Here is a 16,540-nt window from a genome sequence, read left to right on the forward strand (position 1 = left end):
GTTCTCTGCGGTGAATTTACTCGACTATTCACCACAGAGAACTAGGGAGCGCAGAGATGGCCTCAGATTTTTTTTATTGACGGGTTTTCTCCATAGGCAGTTCAGGTAAGCGGCTCCACTCCTGTAAAGATCCGTCATATATTTTCATAGGGTAACCGAGTATCCTGCCTGCTATATACACTACACTCGCTGTTTGCCCGATAAAACAATAGCCAATCATTTCTTTTTGCTTATCGCTATTCACCGCATTGAAATAATTGCTTAACTGTTCAACAGGTTTGAATTTAGTGGTACTGTCGATCAGGTCTGGAAAAGGCAGGTTAAATGCACCGGTGATATGTCCGTCGCGGGGATTGCCCGTTACATCACCATCATAAAATCTTTTCAGTCTGGCATCCACCACCATTTTATTGTTGGCTCCGAGTGCCTGTTGTACATATTTTTTATCTACCAGCAATTGTCTGTAAGCAGGTTCAATATTTCCTTTTGCTACGGCCGGTGATGGGCCGCTGGCAACAGGCATTCCGGCTTTTTTCCACTCTTCCAGTCCACCATCGAGTAAACTTACTTTACCGTACAAGCCGAGGTGTTCCAGTGTAAGAAACATTCGTGCAGTAACTGTCAGATCAGTTTTGGTGAAAGCCAGAACAATATGTGAGTTTTGGTTGATGCCCATGGACTGTAATATTCTCCTTGCGGCAGCCAGATCGGGTGCATTGAAATTACCTTCCGGTGAATGGGCACCCAGCCAATCGGGCCATAGAAAATGGGCGCCGGGAATATGTTCTTTTTCAAAATCGAGACGCAGGAAATTTGATTGCAGGATAACGAGGTCTTTGTCTTCTTTGTGTTGATCTAACCAGGCCGGCGTAACCAATACCGGGTTCGCTTGTGACATGCTATCTGTAGATAACATAACACACATAACTAGCAGCAGCAGGTAGCGCATAAGTGGGTGTTTTAATAATTTAAACTACGGAACTGTGTTGAGCTGTGGCTGTTAAAAATGTTGAAAGGTGCTTTTCAACTCATCCTGCGTTTTTTCGCAGTTGTAAAAATCAAATAGGTTTAATATTTTTATTATATGAAATCAATATCTCTTCAATGCCTGGTTATCAGCTTTCTTCTGTGCATGAGCAGCGCTGCTCAAACTTATCAGGACAACAGGATAAAAGCCATACAGGCCATCAATATATGGCCCATTTCATTTAATGGCGATACAAATGATACGCTGGTTTATTTTTTTAAAAACGATCTTGTTTTACTAAGAACTTCATACACTTCCCAACATATGTTCTTTAATGGTGATCAGGAAGATGAGGACAGCTCCATCATCAGCAAACATTATCGTTATTTTCTCTACAAAAAAGGGGACACAACGGGTAAATGGTTTGAGGACTACCAGTTTTCCCCCAATAAATTTAATGAAACAGCAATAGTAGACTCAGTATTACAACGTCGACAGGGATATTTTACAATACCACTGGCAACTTTGCTTGCGCAGGACAGCATGACCTTAATCAGTAGTCGTACTGAGGGGCAGGATATTGAGAGAACCTATATTTTCAATAAACACATTCATACCAAAGGGCCAGATACGCTGATCCTGGGATTTAGCCCCAAATTTAAGCAGTCCGATTTCCTGTTTTACAATTATAAACCTATAGAAGATCATCAAGGGCTTTATAGTGTAAGGATGATTGTTCAATGCGATGAAGCCATTCAAAAAAATATGCCTGAGTTTGCGTTAATTAAAATTCATCATTACCTAAGTGAAGTGGCCCCGGCGACTATTGCAGAAGCAGAGAAGTATTTTTCACTTTTTAAACATTAAACTGCTTTTCAACTCACCCCCAAGCCTCTCTGCTTTGCAAAGAGGGAGAAGCGGTTTAAATTGCAAAACCTCTTTGACCATTCACCCAGTTCCCTCCACTTCCTGATTTCTTGTTCCTTGTTCCTTATTCCATATTTCCTACCTTGCATCCTCAAAATCAAGAAACATGAGCTTTGGTACTTTCTCCTATCCTATTCCGGCCAATGAGCCCGTTAATAGTTATGCACCCGGCACACCGGAAAAAGCAGCATTGAAAAAAGCAATCGCTGATCTGAAAAAGAAGGAAATTGATATCCCGATGTATATCGGTGGTAAAGCAGTGAAAACGGGTAATAAAGTGGCCATTCATCCTCCACATGAGATTAAGCATACCCTCGGCTATTTTCATGCCGGTGAAGAAAAACATGTGAACCAGGCCATCGACGCCGCTTTAAAAGCCAAAGAAGCCTGGGCTGCCATGAGCTGGGAGAACAGGGCGCATATTTTTCTGAAAGCTGCCGATCTGCTGGCCACCAAGTATCGCTATACCATGAATGCCAGTACCATGCTCGGACAAAGCAAGAATGCTTACCAGTCTGAGATCGACAGCACCTGCGAACTAATTGACTTCTTACGTTTCAATGTACATTTCTTAAGTGAGATCTATAAGCAACAGCCTATTTCTGCCCCCGGCATGCACAACCGTATGGAATGGAGAGCACTGGAAGGTTTTGTACTTGCGGTAACACCATTCAATTTTACAGCGATCGGTGGTAACCTGCCTACTTCTGCTGCCATGTGTGGTAATGTGGTGGTTTGGAAGCCAGCCAATACACAGATATATTCTGCTCAATTGTTTATGCGCATCCTGAAAGAAGCTGGTTTGCCTGATGGCGTGATTAATCTTATTTATGTGGACGGGCCTACCATCGGTAAAGTATGTTTCAATCACCACGAATTTGCAGGCGTTCACTTCACCGGTTCTACAGGTGTTTTCAACAATATGTGGAAAGTGATTGGTGAGAATATTGCGAAGTACCGTTCTTATCCGCGTATCGTTGGCGAAACAGGTGGTAAGGATTTTGTGATTGCACATCCCAGTGCTAATGTTGATGCCGTTGTAACAGCATTGGCCCGTGGTGCTTTTGAATACCAGGGACAAAAATGTTCAGCCGCTTCACGTGCTTACCTGCCCGATAATATTGCCGCAGAAGTAAAACAGAAACTGGTAGCTACACTGAAGACCATGAAAATGGGTACGGTAGAAGATTTCACTAATTTTATCAATGCAGTTATTGATGAGAAAGCTTTTAACAGCATCACCAAATATATTGATGGTGCGAAAAAAGATAAAAAAGCAAAAATCATCGCAGGTGGTAACTATAGCAAAAAAGAAGGTTATTTTATTGAACCTACAGTTATTGAAACCAGTGATCCGAAATACAGAACCATGTGTGAAGAAATTTTCGGACCGGTTCTTACCATCTACACGTATAAAGCCGGTGAATTTGAAAAAGCACTCGATCTGGTAAACAATACTTCATCTTATGCCTTAACAGGTGCTGTGCTTTCACAAGACAGAGCAGCAGTAGAACTGGCTACCAACAAACTACGTAATGCGGCTGGTAATTTTTACATCAACGATAAACCAACAGGTGCCGTTGTAGGACAGCAACCTTTTGGTGGTGCCCGTGCTTCCGGAACCAATGATAAGGCCGGCAGCATGCTCAACCTATTCCGCTGGTTAAGTGCCCGCACCATCAAAGAAACCTATAACCCTCCGGTGGATTATAAGTATCCGTTTTTGAATGAAGCGTAGGAGAATAATAAATAATGAATGTTGAATAATGAATATCGAAGGTTAGTAAAACCTTCTTCACTCATTCAACACTCATTATTCGATAGTCATTATTAAAAAAGCCTCCATTTGGAGGCTTTTTCATGCACATGAGAAATCAAAAATCAGAATCGTGAAACCAACATCATCTACTAAACAATTCCTTTCTTATTCCTTATTTCATGTTTCTTATTTCTTATTTCTTATTCTTTATTTCGGCAGCACCACTCCATCAATCACATGAATTACACCATTACCTGCTTTAAGGTCGGTTACTGTAACTGTGGCAACACCACCGTTTTCGTCTGTGAGGATTACTTTACCATCTTTCAGTGAAGCAGTTAATGAACCACCACTTACTGTTTTTACAACTACTTTACCTTTTCCGTCCTGAATGGCTTTAACAACAGCAGCAGCATCTAAATTACCTGCTACTACATGGTAAGTCAGAATTTTCGCCAACTGTGCTTTGTTCTCAGGCTTTAATAATGTTTCAACTGTTCCTGCAGGCAGTTTGGCAAATGCATCATTTACCGGAGCAAATACAGTAAACGGACCAGCACCCTGTAAAGTTTCAACGAGTCCTGCAGCTTTCACAGCAGCAACCAGTGTAGTATGTGCCTTGGAACCAACGGCTACATCAACTACTGTTTTCTGAGCAGATACGGTAACAAATGCGCCCATCAGCAATGCGATGGCAAAAGAGAAAAATTTCATTTTCATTTTCATGGTTTTTGTCACACTAATACAGGCATCTGCTCCAAACAGTTCATTTCATTTTTGATTTTTTATTTTTTTAACAGTGCCGTTTAAGAGATAGATGCACTCTATTCAAAAGAATTCAACACAATCATAAAGATCAAGAAACCGGCTACCCTGCAGAACCAATCGATTTTTATATTTGTTATATCAAAAAAGGATTTATCATGGCATTTCCTACAATTGAATTAATTGATGCCCTCAGAAATACAGCCTCTCGTTTAAGCAATGGCGCTGCTTATGCATGGGGTAATCATGGGGCCTGTAATTGTGGTAATCTTTTACAGGTGATCACTGACCTGTCGAAAGAAGATATTCTTACTTATGCGCATTCGGGAATTGGTGAATGGACAGAACTCGCAGAAGACTATTGCGGTGTTACCAATGCCCCGGTTAGTCTCCTGCTCAAAAAATTACAGGATACAGGTCTCACCCCTACCGATATTCACCACCTTGAATACCTCGATGACCGCCAGGTACTCAATGCCCTGCCCGGCGGCTTCCGGTGGCTGAAACGCAACCAGCGGGAAGACGTAATTCTCTATTTTGAAACCTTCGCCCAATTGCTGGAAGACCAGTTGATTGAATCTGTGCCACTGCCGAAGATGGACTGGGTGGAGGAAATGGTCTGATTGATTTAGTCCGAAAGACAGGAAGTCGGGAAGACCGAAAGATGAATGATTTAGTACCCCAGCTTTAATAGGAGTCGTGTAAACAGTAGTAATCATGGTCATTCACTTCCTCATTCCTTATTCCATATTCCTTATTTCTCTGTTTCATTCCTCTTTACGGCGGGTCAACTCATTTTTGCCACATAACCCCTATATTTGCTGCTCAAAATTTGACCAAGTGCCAACCAAATTTTCTAAAGAAACTTATCTCTATTGGTATGAGCTGATGCAGCTTATTCGCCAGTTTGAACTGAAAGCCGAGGAAATGTATAAAATGGCGGGTAAAATCCGCGGTTTTTTCCATGCCTATATAGGCCAGGAAGCCATTGCCGCCGGATGTATGACTGCCACCCAGCAAGACGACCCTTTTATCACTGCCTACCGCGATCATGGTCTGGCCCTGGCTAAAGGCGTGAGTGCCAATGCCTGTATGGCTGAACTCTATGGTAAAGCAACAGGTTGCGCCAAGGGTAAAGGCGGAAGTATGCACTTCTTTAGTGTGGAACATAAGTTCTTTGGTGGTCATGGTATAGTAGGTGCCCAGATAGGTACAGGTGCCGGACTGGCTTTTGCAGAAAAATACAGGGGCTCACAGAATGTAGTGCTTTGTTATTTTGGTGATGGTGCCGCCAGACAGGGTATGTTGCATGAGACTTTTAACCTGGCCATGACCTGGAAACTGCCTGTGATCTTTATTTGTGAGAACAATAATTACGCGATGGGTACTTCTATTGAACGTACCAGTAACGTAACAGATATCTATAAACTGGCTGATGCTTACGATATGCCCGCAGATAAAATTGATGGTATGTCTGCCGAAGCTGTACACGAAGGTGTGGCAAGAGCGGTTAAAAGAGCCAGACAGGGTGATGGTCCAACACTGTTGGAAATGAAAACCTATCGTTATAAAGGTCACTCTATCTCCGATCCGCAGAAATACCGTTCCAAGGAAGAAGTAGATGAGTACAAGGAGCAGGATCCACTTACACAGGTGCGTAAAACCATTCTGGAAAATGGATTTGCGACAGAGGAGTTTCTGAACGATATCGATAAACGCATTGATGCCGTGGTAGAAGAGAGTGTAAAATTCGCCGAAGAAAGTCCATGGCCCGATGACAGCGAAGTACTGAAAGATGTATACATTGATCAGAACTATCCTTTTATTGTAGACTAATATTTTAAACCCAACACATATAAACTCGAATAATTAATTTCCCATGAGTGATAAGCATGAAGTGACGAATGAACAACAGGCCCTCGCAAAAGCACAGGGTTTCTGGCAGCAATACCAGAAAATCATTATTGGTGCAGTAGCCGTTGTAGTAATTGGCTTTGCAGGCTGGTATGGTTACAAGGAATACATCGTTAAACCCAAAGAAGAAAAAGCGGCTGAAGCTTTATTTAAAGCGGAAGAATATTTCCGTATGGACTCTGCCAACCTGGTATTGAATGGTGATGGGCAGAGCCGTGGCGCCCTCTATGTAATTAAGAATTTTAGCGGTACCAAAGCAGCTAACCTGGCACATTTTTATGCAGGTGTAAGCTACCTGAAACTGGGTGACTTTAACAATGCAGTTAAATACCTGAAAGATTTTTCTACCGATGCCAAACAGATTCAGTTACTGGCTTTTGGTGCATTAGGTGATGCTTACGCAGAACAGAATAAAACAGATGATGCCATCAGCTACTATAAAAAAGCTGGCAGCACTTTTGAAAAAGATGACAATAATTCTGCTGAATACCTTTTTCGTGCTGCCCTGCTGCTTGAAACAAAAGGTAAGAATGAAGAAGCATTGGCTATCTACAAAGACATCAAAGAAAAATTCCCTAAAACCGACAAAGGTTTTCAGGCTGACAGATATATTTATCGTTTAAGTATTGAAAAAAACGACCTGGGAGCTAACTAATGGCAACAAAAGGAAATACTTCATTAAACAAAGGCATCCCTACCCTAAAGGATGCCTTTGTTGTTATCGTTAAAACCGAATGGAACGCGCATATAGTCAATAAACTGGAAGCAGGGGCGAAGAAAATTTTCAAGGAACAAGGGATCAGGGTTACAAGTATTGTGGTGCCGGGCGCGGTGGAAATTCCTTTTGCGGTCAAAAATTATTACGCATACAGTAAAACACCACCTGATGCCTATATTACTTTAGGCACCGTTATCAGGGGCGATACCCCACATTTTGATTATGTATGCAAACTGGTTACCGATGGTGTGCTCCAACTTAACCTTGCACTGGATGTGCCCGTGATATTTGGTGTGTTAACAGTTGACAATGAGCAGCAGGCCATTGAAAGAATTGGTGGCCAGCACGGACATAAAGGTGAAGAAGCGGCTATTACCGCCATTAAAATGATGGCTCTGAATCGTAAATTGATGAACAGAAAGTCATAAAGACCATCATGCGCGTACAAATTTTTATACCTTGTTTTATCGACCAGCTCTACCCTACCGTAGCTTTTAATATGGTAAAAGTATTGGAGAAAGCGGGCTGTGAAGTTGACTATAATCCTAACCAGACCTGTTGTGGTCAGCCTGCATTCAATGCCGGTTTCTGGGGCGAAGCAAAAGATGTATGTAATAAGTTCATTCAGGATTTCAGTGGATCGGATTATGTGGTGGCTCCCAGTGCCAGCTGTGTGGGTTTTGTAAAAAATTATTACAGTAAGCTGTATGAACATTCATCACAACAACAGGCTGCAAAAAAAATAAGTGAGCGCATTTTTGAACTCTCCGACTTTCTCGTAAATATTGCAAAAGTAGAAAACCTAGGTGCCAGCTTTAAGGGTAAAGCTACTTACCATGATAGCTGTGCGGCTTTACGGGAATGTGGATTAAAACAGGAGCCTCGCAAATTATTGCAACAGGTGAAAGGACTGGAACTGGTAGAAATGGCCGATAATGAAACCTGCTGCGGATTTGGCGGCAGCTTTGCCGTAAAGTTTGAGCCCATCAGCATTGCAATGGCCGACCAGAAAATTACCCATGCAGATGCAACAGGTGCCGAATACATCATCAGCACCGATATGAGTTGCCTGATGCATATTGATGGCTGTATCAAACACAAAGGTTCAGGTTTAAAAGTGTTGCACCTGGCAGATGTTCTTGCTTCATTCTAAATCACACAAAATAATTGTATGGCATATTGGCTCATTAAGTCTGAACCCTTTAAATATAGCTGGGAACAGTTTGAAAAAGACAAGTCTACTTTCTGGGATGGTGTTCGCAACTATGCGGCGCGTAACCACCTGCGTGCCATGAAAAAAGGCGACCAGGCTTTCTGGTACCACAGCAATGAAGGATTGGAAATTGTTGGTATTGCCAAAGTAATTAAAGAAGCCTACCCAGACCCTACTGCCGATGATGAAACATGGTCGGCTGTTGATTTTGCGCCTTTCAAAAAATTGAAAAAGCCGGTTGGGCTTGCACAGATAAAGACCGATAAAAGATTGGCTAACATGGCGCTTGTTCGTTTAGGGCGTTTATCTGTACAGCCTGTTACAGAGGAAGAATGGAAAATCATCATGGAACTTTCCGGCACTAAATAATTCTCCTACTGCGGTCTTCTCTGCTATCTCTCGTTCTCTGCGGTGAACTTACTCGAATATTCACCGCAGAGAACGAGAGCACACAGAGATAACCGCAGTTTTTTTTAACAAGTCTTATGGGGTTACATTTTCTACGCTTGAGGTATTCATAGCTACAGGCCTGTGCATTTTTTTCTTCACTGCATCTAATTAAAAAAGAAATTTATGAAGACCATCACTTACATGGCCTGTCTGGCCATACTGTTTTCTGTTGCCTGTAACAGAGGTGAACAGGATCAATTAAAAGCTAAAGAATCAACAGTAGATATTGCATTTACAGAGGCGGCTACAACAGACACCGCCTATACAGCCCCACAAATAGTTGCCGATGAAAAAGTACAGGACAATATTGCCGGAAAACCATCTGCACCCGTTTTTCAGGATTGGGATAAGAAACTCATCAAGACGGCGAATATCACCATTGAAGCAGCCAACTATTTTCGTTTCGATAAGGATATCAGAAATCTACTGAAAAGACATGGCGCTTATATCGCATCGGAAGAACAGGCTTTTTCTGACGACAGAAAACAAAATATGATGACCATTAAAGTACCCGTCATGTATTTTGAATCTTTACTGAGTGGTTTGGGTTCAGACAGCAACCGGGTGACGCAGAAATCGGTGAGTACCAGTGATGTGACTGCTGAAATGTATGACAGCAAATCGAGAATAGAAGCCCGTAAAAAAATCAGGGAACGTTATGTTCAACTATTACAGCAGGCCAGGAAAATGGATGATGTATTAAAAGTAGAACAGGAGATCAATAACATACAAGAGGAACTGGAATCGGCTTCCGGCAGATTGAATTACCTCTCACACCAGACTTCTTACAGCACCATTCACCTCACCTACTTCAGTTTGTTAACTGCCAGTACGCAAACACACAAACCAAATACTTTCTGGAACAGGTTAAAAGAAGGTTTTGCTGATGGCGGTGATATACTGGTTGAAATAATACTCATCGGTATTCGCTTATGGCCCTTAATTTTATTGGGAATATTTATCTGGTTCTTATGGAAACGAAGAAGCATACAGGTGATCAAAAAATAAAACCCACACTGGTAGTACTTACCGGTGCCGGTATCAGTGCAGAGAGTGGTATCAAAACTTTTCGCGACAGCGACGGACTCTGGGAAGGCCACGATATTTATGAAGTGGCTTCCCCCAGGGGCTGGAAAAAAGACCCTTCTGTTGTACTTGAATTCTATAACACGCGCAGACGCGATGTAGCTAATGTTCAACCCAATGCGGCACATACCGGATTAGCTGAACTGGAAGCCTATTTTGATGTACAGATCATCACACAAAATATTGATGATCTGCATGAACGTGGCGGTAGCACAAAAGTATTACACCTGCATGGCGAGATTTTTAAAATGCGCAGCGAAAAAAATGAATCACTGATTTATGATATTCGCGGCGATATCAATCTGGGAGATAGAGCGGAAGATGGCGAACAGTTAAGACCCTATATCGTATGGTTTGAAGAACCGGTACCCCTGATTACTGAAGCTGCACGTATTACTTCGCAGGCTGATATTTTTGTAGTAATCGGCACTTCATTGGTAGTTTATCCGGCAGCGGGTTTATTGGATATGGCCCCACGTCATATTCCAAAATATATCATCGACAAACATATTCCCGCAACAGCTGCTATCCCGAATCTTACACGAATAGAAGCACCGGCATCTGTGGGGGTGATGCAGCTTAGAGATTTACTGTTACGCTAATATTTTGGGCTATGAGCTACGAGCCGTGAGCCGTGAGTAATAAATTTAGCTCGAAGTTCATAGCTTCTTCTTTAGTGGAAGAAAATATACCCGATTATAATCGCCATAATCACACCAATAATATCTGCCAGCATACCCGCCCAAATGGCATAACGTACTTTTTTAATTCCTACACTTCCGAAATAGAGTGCGATGATATAAAAAGTAGTGTCGGCCGATCCCTGAAAGGTAGATGCCAGTTTACCCACAAAGGAATCCGGTCCGTGTACCTGCATAGCATCGAGCATTAATCCTCTTGCCCCACTACCGCTGAACGGTTTCATGATAGCAACAGGTAAGGCAGAGGTGAAATCGGTATTTACGCCTGTCTGCATCAGTAACCAGGTAATCCCTTCTACCATATAACCCAATGCCCCACTGTCGCGGAAAACACGGATGGCTACCAGCATACCCACGAGATAGGGAATGATTTTTATGATGACATCAAAACCTCCTTTGGCGCCTTCAATAAATGCATCAAATACATTTACTTTTTTCCATACAGCACCGAGGATAATGGTTACAACAATGATCAGCAATAACAGGTTACCGGTGATCTTACTGAATACCTCCCTTTGTTCAGGTGCCATACCCTGCACCCAGTACAACATCAATGCAACAAGCAGTAACATGGAACCAATCCAGCCAAACATCACTTTATCCCATTTCAGTTTTTGCTTGAAGCCCACCACAAATATGGAAGCCAGCGTGGTACAGATGGTTGCCAATACCAGGGGAATAAAAATACTGGCCGCTTCTTTCGAACCAGCAGCAAGCCGGTATGAGATAATCGTTAATGGAATCAGGGTAAGCCCGCTTGTGTGCAACACAAGGAACATAATCTGCGCATTGGATGCTTTTTCTTTTTCGGGATTAATCGACTGGAGTCCTTCCATGGCTTTTAAACCAAAGGGTGTGGCAGCATTATCAAGACCCAGCATATTGGCACTGAAGTTCATCACCATCTGACCCATGGCCGGATGTTTTTCCGGTACTTCAGGGAAAAGACGTTTTAAAAAAGGGTTAAGTATCCTGGCCAGCCAGTTGATGGCTCCTGCTTTTTCGGCAATATTCATCAGACCTAGAAAAAATACCATGGCACCCGTTAAAGGGAAAGCCACATCAACCACAGAACTTTTAGCACTGTCGAACATACCATCAACCAGTGTTTTGAAGATATCTGTATCATTCAGGAAAATGAACTTACAAAGCGCAATTACAAACGCAATCACAAAAAATGCGATCCATACAATGTTAAGGGCCATGGCGTTGAATTAGGAAGTGAATATAGGTAGAAAAGCAAATAGTCTATGGTCGATGCTGCTTTACCATGGACTATCGACTATTGGCTATGGACTATCAGCCCCAAAACGCTATATTTGCGGCTCGAAAAAAAGGATTATGGCTTTACAAGCAGGTATTGTGGGTTTACCCAATGTTGGAAAATCAACGCTTTTTAATGCGGTTAGTAACAGTGCCAAAGCACAGGCCAGTAATTATCGGTTTTGTACCATTGAACCCAATGTGGGTCTGGTAGATGTACCCGATGAGCGACTGGCTAAACTGGCCGAACTGGTGGTTCCCGACAGGATTGTTCCCACACAGATGGAGATAGTGGATATTGCCGGTCTGGTGAAGGGCGCCAGCAAAGGGGAAGGTCTCGGCAACAAGTTCCTGGGTAATATCAGGGAAGTGGATGCCATTATTCATGTGGTACGTTGTTTTGAAGATGAGAATGTATTACGCGATGAAGGTGCCATTAACCCTGTTAGTGATAAAGAAATTATTGATACCGAACTGCAGTTGAAGGACCTGGAAAGTGTAGATAAGAAAATGCAGCGTGTTGAAAAAATGGCGCGTGTGGGTTCTGATGTAAAAGCAAAAGCTGAATATGAAATATTATCACGCTGCAAAGCTCATCTTGAAGCGGGTAAGAGCATTTATTCACTTGGCTTGAGCAAAGAAGAAAAAGTGGCCGTAGCTGATCTGTTTCTTTTAACAGACAAACCTGTTCTCTATGTAGCCAATGTTGACGAAGCAAGCATGCATACAGGTAATAAGTTTTCAGCACAACTGAAAGCCGTAGCCGATGCAGAAGGTGCCGAAATGATTGTAATGTGTAACAATATTGAAGCACAGATTGCAGAAATGGAGGTGGAAGAAGATAAACAGATGTTCATGGAAGAATATAAAATGACAGAGCCTGCATTAAACAGGTTAATTCGTACTGCTTATACACTCCTCAACCTCGACACCTATTTTACCGCCGGTGTACAGGAAGTAAGAGCCTGGACCATTCACAAAGGCTGGAAAGCACCACAGGCTGCCAGTGTTATTCATACCGATTTTGAAAAAGGTTTTATCAAAGCAGAAGTAATTGCATATGACGACTTCGTGAAATACGGCAGTGAAGCGGCCTGCAGGGATAATGGTAAACTAAGAATTGAAGGAAAAGAATATATCGTGAAGGATGGAGATGTGATGCATTTCCGTTTTAACGTTTAATCTCAGCAATAATAAAGCCTCTGCGTAAACTTTGCGTTCTCTCGTTCTCTGCGGTGAATTTACACGACTATTCACCGCAGAGAACGAGAGTGAACAGAGTTAATACGCAGAGACTTTGTATTTTCGGGCATGGCTAGCTTGTCAATCTGGGAACAGGAATCTTTTTATGCACCAAAGGATATCATTATTGTTGGTGCCGGCTTAATGGGTTTATGGACCGCCTGGGAACTACTCCAGAGAAACCCTTCACTCCGTATAGTAATCCTCGAAAAAAACAGCACTCCACTCGGCGCTTCTACCCGCAATGCAGGTTTTGCCTGTTTTGGCAGTCCTACAGAGCTCATGAGCGATATGGAAACCATGGGCATCGATGATATGCTAGAAGTGGTTGAAATGCGTTACAAAGGCATCGAAAAAATAAAACAACATTTTTCTGATGAGGTGATTGGATTTGAACATTGCGGGGGATATGAATGTATTAACAAGGATTCAAGGTTCTGGCCTGCACTGGATGACAGGATCAGTCAACTCAATAAGTTATTAAAAGATATTACCGGTCATCGTTCCATTTTCAAATACGCAGGCAATAAACTGCCCACTTCAGGTTTACAGCATTTTGATACGATGATTGAAAACAGTACAGAAGCCGCATTACACAGCGGTAAACTGGTACAGACACTTACACAGCAGTTGATGGCAAAGGGGGTTACTATTTTATCCGGATTCCCGGTAAAAGAATGGCAGAAAGACAGTAATGGGTTTGAAGTACTATCAGCAAATGATCAGTCCATCAAAGGAACCAAACTCATTTTCTGTACGAATGCGTTTAGTAATTCCTTACTTGATTCATCTACTGTTGAGCCTGCTCGCGGACAGATCATAGTAACTTCTCCTATTCCCGATCTGCCGATGAAGGGTACTTTTCATTTTGATGAAGGTTATTATTATTGGCGTCACCTGGGTAACCGCATTTTACTGGGTGGTGGAAGAAATGCAGATTTTGAAGGTGAAAACACAACCGATTTAAATGGGTCTGATATCATTAGAAACACGCTTATTGCCTTTTTACAAAAGCACCTCTCTTCTTCCATACAATACAGCATTGAACATTCATGGAGCGGCATTATGGGTTTTACAGAGAATAAACGACCATTTACAGGTTATGTAAAAGATGGGGCTTATCTCGCTGTTGCCTGCAATGGAATGGGGGTGGCGCTTACACCTGTTATTGCTGAAACTATTGCATCAGATATACTTTCCTGATCCAAATCTCTATCCCGGCTCCGGACTTAAGTCCGGAGCCGGGATAGAATATCATTAACATTTAGATTAATTCCCGATTTCCTATTTTTAGCCTGAATTTTAAACGCATGAAACTATTTCCCTTACTGATTGCAGTAGTAATATTGAGTAGCTGTGGTGGTAATAAGAATGAACAAACTGATGCAGATAACAGCAATACCGCTGCCATCCCCACTCCTGCCAACCTTAACTATTCCATTGTAAAAATCTATCCGCACGATACCAGTTTTTATACCCAGGGATTGATATGGTATAACAATACGCTGTATGAAGGTACTGGCTTATATGGCCCCAGCAGATTGATGAAAGTTGAATTAACAACCGGAAAATTCAATCAGAAAATAAACCTTGCTCCCCAATATTTTGGAGAAGGTATTACCATTTTCAATGATAAAATTTACCAGCTTACCTGGCAAGAAAATAAGGTATTTGTATACGATCTGAAGACTTTCAAAAAAATTAAAGAATTCGACTGGAGCATGGAAGGCTGGGGCATTTCGCACAATGGAAAACAATTGATTGTGAGTACCGGCAGCAGCAATATCTACTTTGTAAACCCTGAGACCTTTGCTATTGAGAAAACATTGGGCGTTTACGATAATAATGGCTATCTCGACTCTATCAATGAACTTGAATTTATAAATGGAAGTATTTACGCCAATGTTTATAACAGAGACTGGATTGCGAAGATCAACCCTGAAACTGGCATTGTAGAAGGCCGCATTGATTTAACAGGAGTACTCCAAAAAACCAATCAGCCGATTACAGAGATGACTGATGTACTCAATGGCATTGCATACAATGCTGCTACCAACAGTTTTTATGTTACCGGAAAAAAATGGCCTGCTTTATACGAAATCAAACTAAACTAAGCACATAAATCAGGGAACTACATCTGCGTTTGTCGCCGATAGCAGCGAGGTTTGAGGATAATCCTTTGAGTAAAGCCCCTGCAAGATTGGGTTTCCCGTTTTTATATTGCTCACTCAGCATCGACACATAAAAAGCATCAAACCACATCGGGTGCATCGATTGAATACTGAATCCTTCGAGGTGCGCCAACTGCTGCATTCCGGCGGGTGAAAAATGATACAAATGTCTTGGCACATCCCATGCTGCCCAGTGCCTACCATAAGCGGCTGCATCCTTACTGGTATAATTGGGTACTGCAATCACCAATTTACCACCAGGTTTTAACAGGGCTTTGAACTGTCTGAAATAACCATGCAGGTCATGCACATGTTCCAGTACATGCCAGAGCGTGATGACATCAAAAGAAGTTGGTGGTAATGAATAAATATCATCTGCCGACCGCAATTCAATTCCATGTTTGTTTTTTGCATTTTCACGCGCAATGCTATCAGGTTCGAGTCCGGTCACTTTCCAGCCTGCCTGTAACATAGTAGTTACAAAAGCACCGGTACCCGCACCAATATCGAGTAATGCCCCCCGCTCTATACCGGTTACCCGTTGAATCAGCCGGCGTTTGGTACCCAATGTATAAGAACGTACCCAGTGATACAACCGATTAATGAACCCTTTGGCTGTATCGGAATGAGAAATATATTCAGTGGATTGATAGTAGGGTCCAATATGCATCAGGTCTGGAACAGCCTGCGTAAATCGGTTACTGCAATCATCGCAATGCCATATTTCAAATGACTCATGACTTACTGTATGATCTTTGGCAGCCAAGACGGGATGTATGGCTGCATTATTGCAAAAGGGGCAATTTTTATAATTAACAAGCGATGCACTCATTCCACTCAAAACTTTAGAGATAACGATAAGCGATGGCGGCCAGGCCTAATAATAAAAGTATGATTGCATAGATCCACCAGCCTGCGTCTTTTGCTTCAACGGTAGTATCATTTTCTGCAGTACTGGTCTTCCATATCATTCCTTCCGGTAAATCAACAGACAACTGACCGATACCTGGTGGAAATGCTTCAAACCTATATGCCCCATCAACCGTTAAACGCAGGGCGCCCATATATGGCAGTTCGGCAACAGATTCCTCCGCCAGTTTTTCTTTGGTTGATTTCACCCATTCATTGAATTTGCCGATAGCGGTTACTTCATCGGCTTCTATTTCCTGAGCGAGGAAAACAAAGAGATTTTTATCGGCCTGAACGTGTATGGATTCAAACTGTACCTGCTGTGAAGGTGATAATAAAACGGCGCCGGAAGCATCAACAGAAGCCGGCCGGCGATGAATGGTAAAACTACCAATATCAGGCAGACCCAACCGTCCGTTTAAAACAAGGTATTTATACAATAATTGCTGTATCAT

At 42.3% G+C, this 16,540-nt stretch carries 18 protein-coding genes; 13 read left to right on the forward strand and 5 right to left on the reverse strand.

Features of this window, described 5'->3' with window-relative positions:
• Nucleotides 1–73: 73 nt before the first annotated feature.
• Nucleotides 74–898, reverse strand: coding sequence for a rhodanese-like domain-containing protein (locus KXJ59_RS05815; RefSeq protein ID WP_295202069.1), 825 nt, complete (start codon nucleotides 896–898; stop codon nucleotides 74–76).
• A 186-nt stretch (nucleotides 899–1,084) separates the two neighbouring features.
• Here KXJ59_RS05815 and KXJ59_RS05820 point away from each other — a divergent pair, with 186 nt between their 5' ends.
• Complete coding sequence (locus tag KXJ59_RS05820; protein WP_295202071.1) at nucleotides 1,085–1,834, forward strand: hypothetical protein; 750 nt, start codon at nucleotides 1,085–1,087, stop codon at nucleotides 1,832–1,834.
• A gap of 166 nt (nucleotides 1,835–2,000) precedes the next feature.
• The gene (pruA, locus tag KXJ59_RS05825) at nucleotides 2,001–3,632 is read left to right on the forward strand and encodes an L-glutamate gamma-semialdehyde dehydrogenase (RefSeq protein WP_295202072.1); all 1,632 of its coding nucleotides are present in this window, start codon (nucleotides 2,001–2,003) and stop codon (nucleotides 3,630–3,632) included.
• Between the two features lie 228 nt (nucleotides 3,633–3,860).
• Here the strand turns inward: pruA and KXJ59_RS05830 are convergent, their stop codons facing one another.
• Nucleotides 3,861–4,373, reverse strand: coding sequence for a fasciclin domain-containing protein (locus tag KXJ59_RS05830; protein ID WP_295202074.1), 513 nt, complete (start codon nucleotides 4,371–4,373; stop codon nucleotides 3,861–3,863).
• A gap of 203 nt (nucleotides 4,374–4,576) precedes the next feature.
• Between KXJ59_RS05830 and KXJ59_RS05835 the strand changes: the two genes are divergently transcribed.
• The 8 genes from KXJ59_RS05835 (at nucleotide 4,577) to KXJ59_RS05870 (ending at nucleotide 10,401) form a co-directional block, all read left to right on the forward strand.
• Nucleotides 4,577–5,041, forward strand: coding sequence for a hypothetical protein (locus KXJ59_RS05835; protein ID WP_295202076.1), 465 nt, complete (start codon nucleotides 4,577–4,579; stop codon nucleotides 5,039–5,041).
• A 217-nt stretch (nucleotides 5,042–5,258) separates the two neighbouring features.
• A complete protein-coding gene (gene pdhA, locus KXJ59_RS05840) occupies nucleotides 5,259–6,254 on the forward strand; it encodes a pyruvate dehydrogenase (acetyl-transferring) E1 component subunit alpha (protein ID WP_295202078.1) in 996 nt (331 codons plus the stop codon).
• Between the two features lie 43 nt (nucleotides 6,255–6,297).
• Nucleotides 6,298–6,987: a tetratricopeptide repeat protein gene (locus KXJ59_RS05845; RefSeq protein WP_295202080.1), complete on the forward strand. Its 690-nt coding sequence runs from the start codon at nucleotides 6,298–6,300 to the stop codon at nucleotides 6,985–6,987.
• Complete coding sequence (gene ribH / locus KXJ59_RS05850) at nucleotides 6,987–7,478, forward strand: 6,7-dimethyl-8-ribityllumazine synthase (protein ID WP_295202082.1); 492 nt, start codon at nucleotides 6,987–6,989, stop codon at nucleotides 7,476–7,478. Before KXJ59_RS05845 ends, ribH begins: the two co-directional genes overlap by 1 nt.
• Nucleotides 7,479–7,486: 8 nt before the next feature.
• Nucleotides 7,487–8,203 (forward strand): (Fe-S)-binding protein, encoded by a 717-nt coding sequence (locus KXJ59_RS05855; protein ID WP_295202083.1) that lies wholly within the window; start codon nucleotides 7,487–7,489, stop codon nucleotides 8,201–8,203.
• Nucleotides 8,204–8,221: 18 nt separating this feature from the next.
• Nucleotides 8,222–8,632: an EVE domain-containing protein gene (locus tag KXJ59_RS05860; RefSeq protein ID WP_295202085.1), complete on the forward strand. Its 411-nt coding sequence runs from the start codon at nucleotides 8,222–8,224 to the stop codon at nucleotides 8,630–8,632.
• A gap of 204 nt (nucleotides 8,633–8,836) precedes the next feature.
• The gene (locus tag KXJ59_RS05865; protein ID WP_295202086.1) at nucleotides 8,837–9,721 is read left to right on the forward strand and encodes a DUF4349 domain-containing protein; all 885 of its coding nucleotides are present in this window, start codon (nucleotides 8,837–8,839) and stop codon (nucleotides 9,719–9,721) included.
• Nucleotides 9,685–10,401, forward strand: coding sequence for a Sir2 family NAD-dependent protein deacetylase (locus KXJ59_RS05870; RefSeq protein WP_295202088.1), 717 nt, complete (start codon nucleotides 9,685–9,687; stop codon nucleotides 10,399–10,401). The genes KXJ59_RS05865 and KXJ59_RS05870 overlap by 37 nt, the downstream gene beginning before the upstream one ends.
• Before the next feature lie 71 nt (nucleotides 10,402–10,472).
• Here KXJ59_RS05870 and KXJ59_RS05875 read toward each other — a convergent pair whose 3' ends face one another.
• Nucleotides 10,473–11,705 carry a nucleoside recognition domain-containing protein gene (locus tag KXJ59_RS05875; RefSeq protein WP_295202090.1) on the reverse strand — a complete coding sequence of 411 codons (1,233 nt, stop codon included), beginning with the start codon at nucleotides 11,703–11,705 and terminating at the stop codon, nucleotides 10,473–10,475.
• 136 nt (nucleotides 11,706–11,841) lie between these two features.
• Here KXJ59_RS05875 and ychF point away from each other — a divergent pair, with 136 nt between their 5' ends.
• The 3 genes from ychF to KXJ59_RS05890 all read left to right on the forward strand — a co-directional run bounded on the left by ychF (nucleotide 11,842) and on the right by KXJ59_RS05890 (nucleotide 15,119).
• Entirely contained in the window at nucleotides 11,842–12,945 is a 1,104-nt protein-coding gene (gene ychF / locus KXJ59_RS05880; RefSeq protein ID WP_295202091.1) for a redox-regulated ATPase YchF, read from the forward strand.
• 129 nt (nucleotides 12,946–13,074) lie between these two features.
• Nucleotides 13,075–14,208: an FAD-dependent oxidoreductase gene (locus tag KXJ59_RS05885; protein ID WP_295202092.1), complete on the forward strand. Its 1,134-nt coding sequence runs from the start codon at nucleotides 13,075–13,077 to the stop codon at nucleotides 14,206–14,208.
• A 107-nt stretch (nucleotides 14,209–14,315) separates the two neighbouring features.
• The gene (locus KXJ59_RS05890) at nucleotides 14,316–15,119 is read left to right on the forward strand and encodes a glutaminyl-peptide cyclotransferase (RefSeq protein WP_295202094.1); all 804 of its coding nucleotides are present in this window, start codon (nucleotides 14,316–14,318) and stop codon (nucleotides 15,117–15,119) included.
• On the opposite strand, the gene KXJ59_RS05895 is transcribed toward KXJ59_RS05890, so the two are convergent.
• Together KXJ59_RS05895 and KXJ59_RS05900 are read right to left on the reverse strand one after the other, a co-directional pair.
• The gene (locus tag KXJ59_RS05895) at nucleotides 15,106–16,008 is read right to left on the reverse strand and encodes a class I SAM-dependent methyltransferase (RefSeq protein WP_295202095.1); all 903 of its coding nucleotides are present in this window, start codon (nucleotides 16,006–16,008) and stop codon (nucleotides 15,106–15,108) included. The two genes, KXJ59_RS05890 and KXJ59_RS05895, sit on opposite strands and share 14 nt — an antisense overlap.
• A 13-nt stretch (nucleotides 16,009–16,021) precedes the next feature.
• Nucleotides 16,022–16,540 carry a hypothetical protein gene (locus tag KXJ59_RS05900; RefSeq protein WP_295202096.1) on the reverse strand — a complete coding sequence of 173 codons (519 nt, stop codon included), beginning with the start codon at nucleotides 16,538–16,540 and terminating at the stop codon, nucleotides 16,022–16,024.

Origin of the sequence: Sediminibacterium sp. (assembly GCF_019264485.1) — a bacterium.
GTDB lineage: Bacteria > Bacteroidota > Bacteroidia > Chitinophagales > Chitinophagaceae > Sediminibacterium.

Coding starts and splice junctions, on each gene's coding strand:
- pruA (WP_295202072.1), top strand. CDS start 2,001: ATGAGCTTTGGTACTTTCTCCTATCCTATTCCGGCCAATGAGCCCGTT.
- KXJ59_RS05865 (WP_295202086.1), top strand. CDS start 8,837: ATGAAGACCATCACTTACATGGCCTGTCTGGCCATACTGTTTTCTGTT.
- KXJ59_RS05890 (WP_295202094.1), top strand. CDS start 14,316: ATGAAACTATTTCCCTTACTGATTGCAGTAGTAATATTGAGTAGCTGT.
- KXJ59_RS05885 (WP_295202092.1), top strand. CDS start 13,075: ATGGCTAGCTTGTCAATCTGGGAACAGGAATCTTTTTATGCACCAAAG.
- KXJ59_RS05835 (WP_295202076.1), top strand. CDS start 4,577: ATGGCATTTCCTACAATTGAATTAATTGATGCCCTCAGAAATACAGCC.
- KXJ59_RS05860 (WP_295202085.1), top strand. CDS start 8,222: ATGGCATATTGGCTCATTAAGTCTGAACCCTTTAAATATAGCTGGGAA.
- KXJ59_RS05855 (WP_295202083.1), top strand. CDS start 7,487: ATGCGCGTACAAATTTTTATACCTTGTTTTATCGACCAGCTCTACCCT.
- KXJ59_RS05830 (WP_295202074.1), bottom strand. CDS start 4,373: ATGAAAATGAAATTTTTCTCTTTTGCCATCGCATTGCTGATGGGCGCA.
- ribH (WP_295202082.1), top strand. CDS start 6,987: ATGGCAACAAAAGGAAATACTTCATTAAACAAAGGCATCCCTACCCTA.
- ychF (WP_295202091.1), top strand. CDS start 11,842: ATGGCTTTACAAGCAGGTATTGTGGGTTTACCCAATGTTGGAAAATCA.
- KXJ59_RS05870 (WP_295202088.1), top strand. CDS start 9,685: ATGGAAACGAAGAAGCATACAGGTGATCAAAAAATAAAACCCACACTG.
- KXJ59_RS05900 (WP_295202096.1), bottom strand. CDS start 16,540: ATGATACAGCAATTATTGTATAAATACCTTGTTTTAAACGGACGGTTG.
- KXJ59_RS05815 (WP_295202069.1), bottom strand. CDS start 898: ATGTCACAAGCGAACCCGGTATTGGTTACGCCGGCCTGGTTAGATCAA.
- KXJ59_RS05875 (WP_295202090.1), bottom strand. CDS start 11,705: ATGGCCCTTAACATTGTATGGATCGCATTTTTTGTGATTGCGTTTGTA.
- KXJ59_RS05820 (WP_295202071.1), top strand. CDS start 1,085: ATGAAATCAATATCTCTTCAATGCCTGGTTATCAGCTTTCTTCTGTGC.
- KXJ59_RS05845 (WP_295202080.1), top strand. CDS start 6,298: ATGAGTGATAAGCATGAAGTGACGAATGAACAACAGGCCCTCGCAAAA.
- KXJ59_RS05895 (WP_295202095.1), bottom strand. CDS start 16,008: ATGAGTGCATCGCTTGTTAATTATAAAAATTGCCCCTTTTGCAATAAT.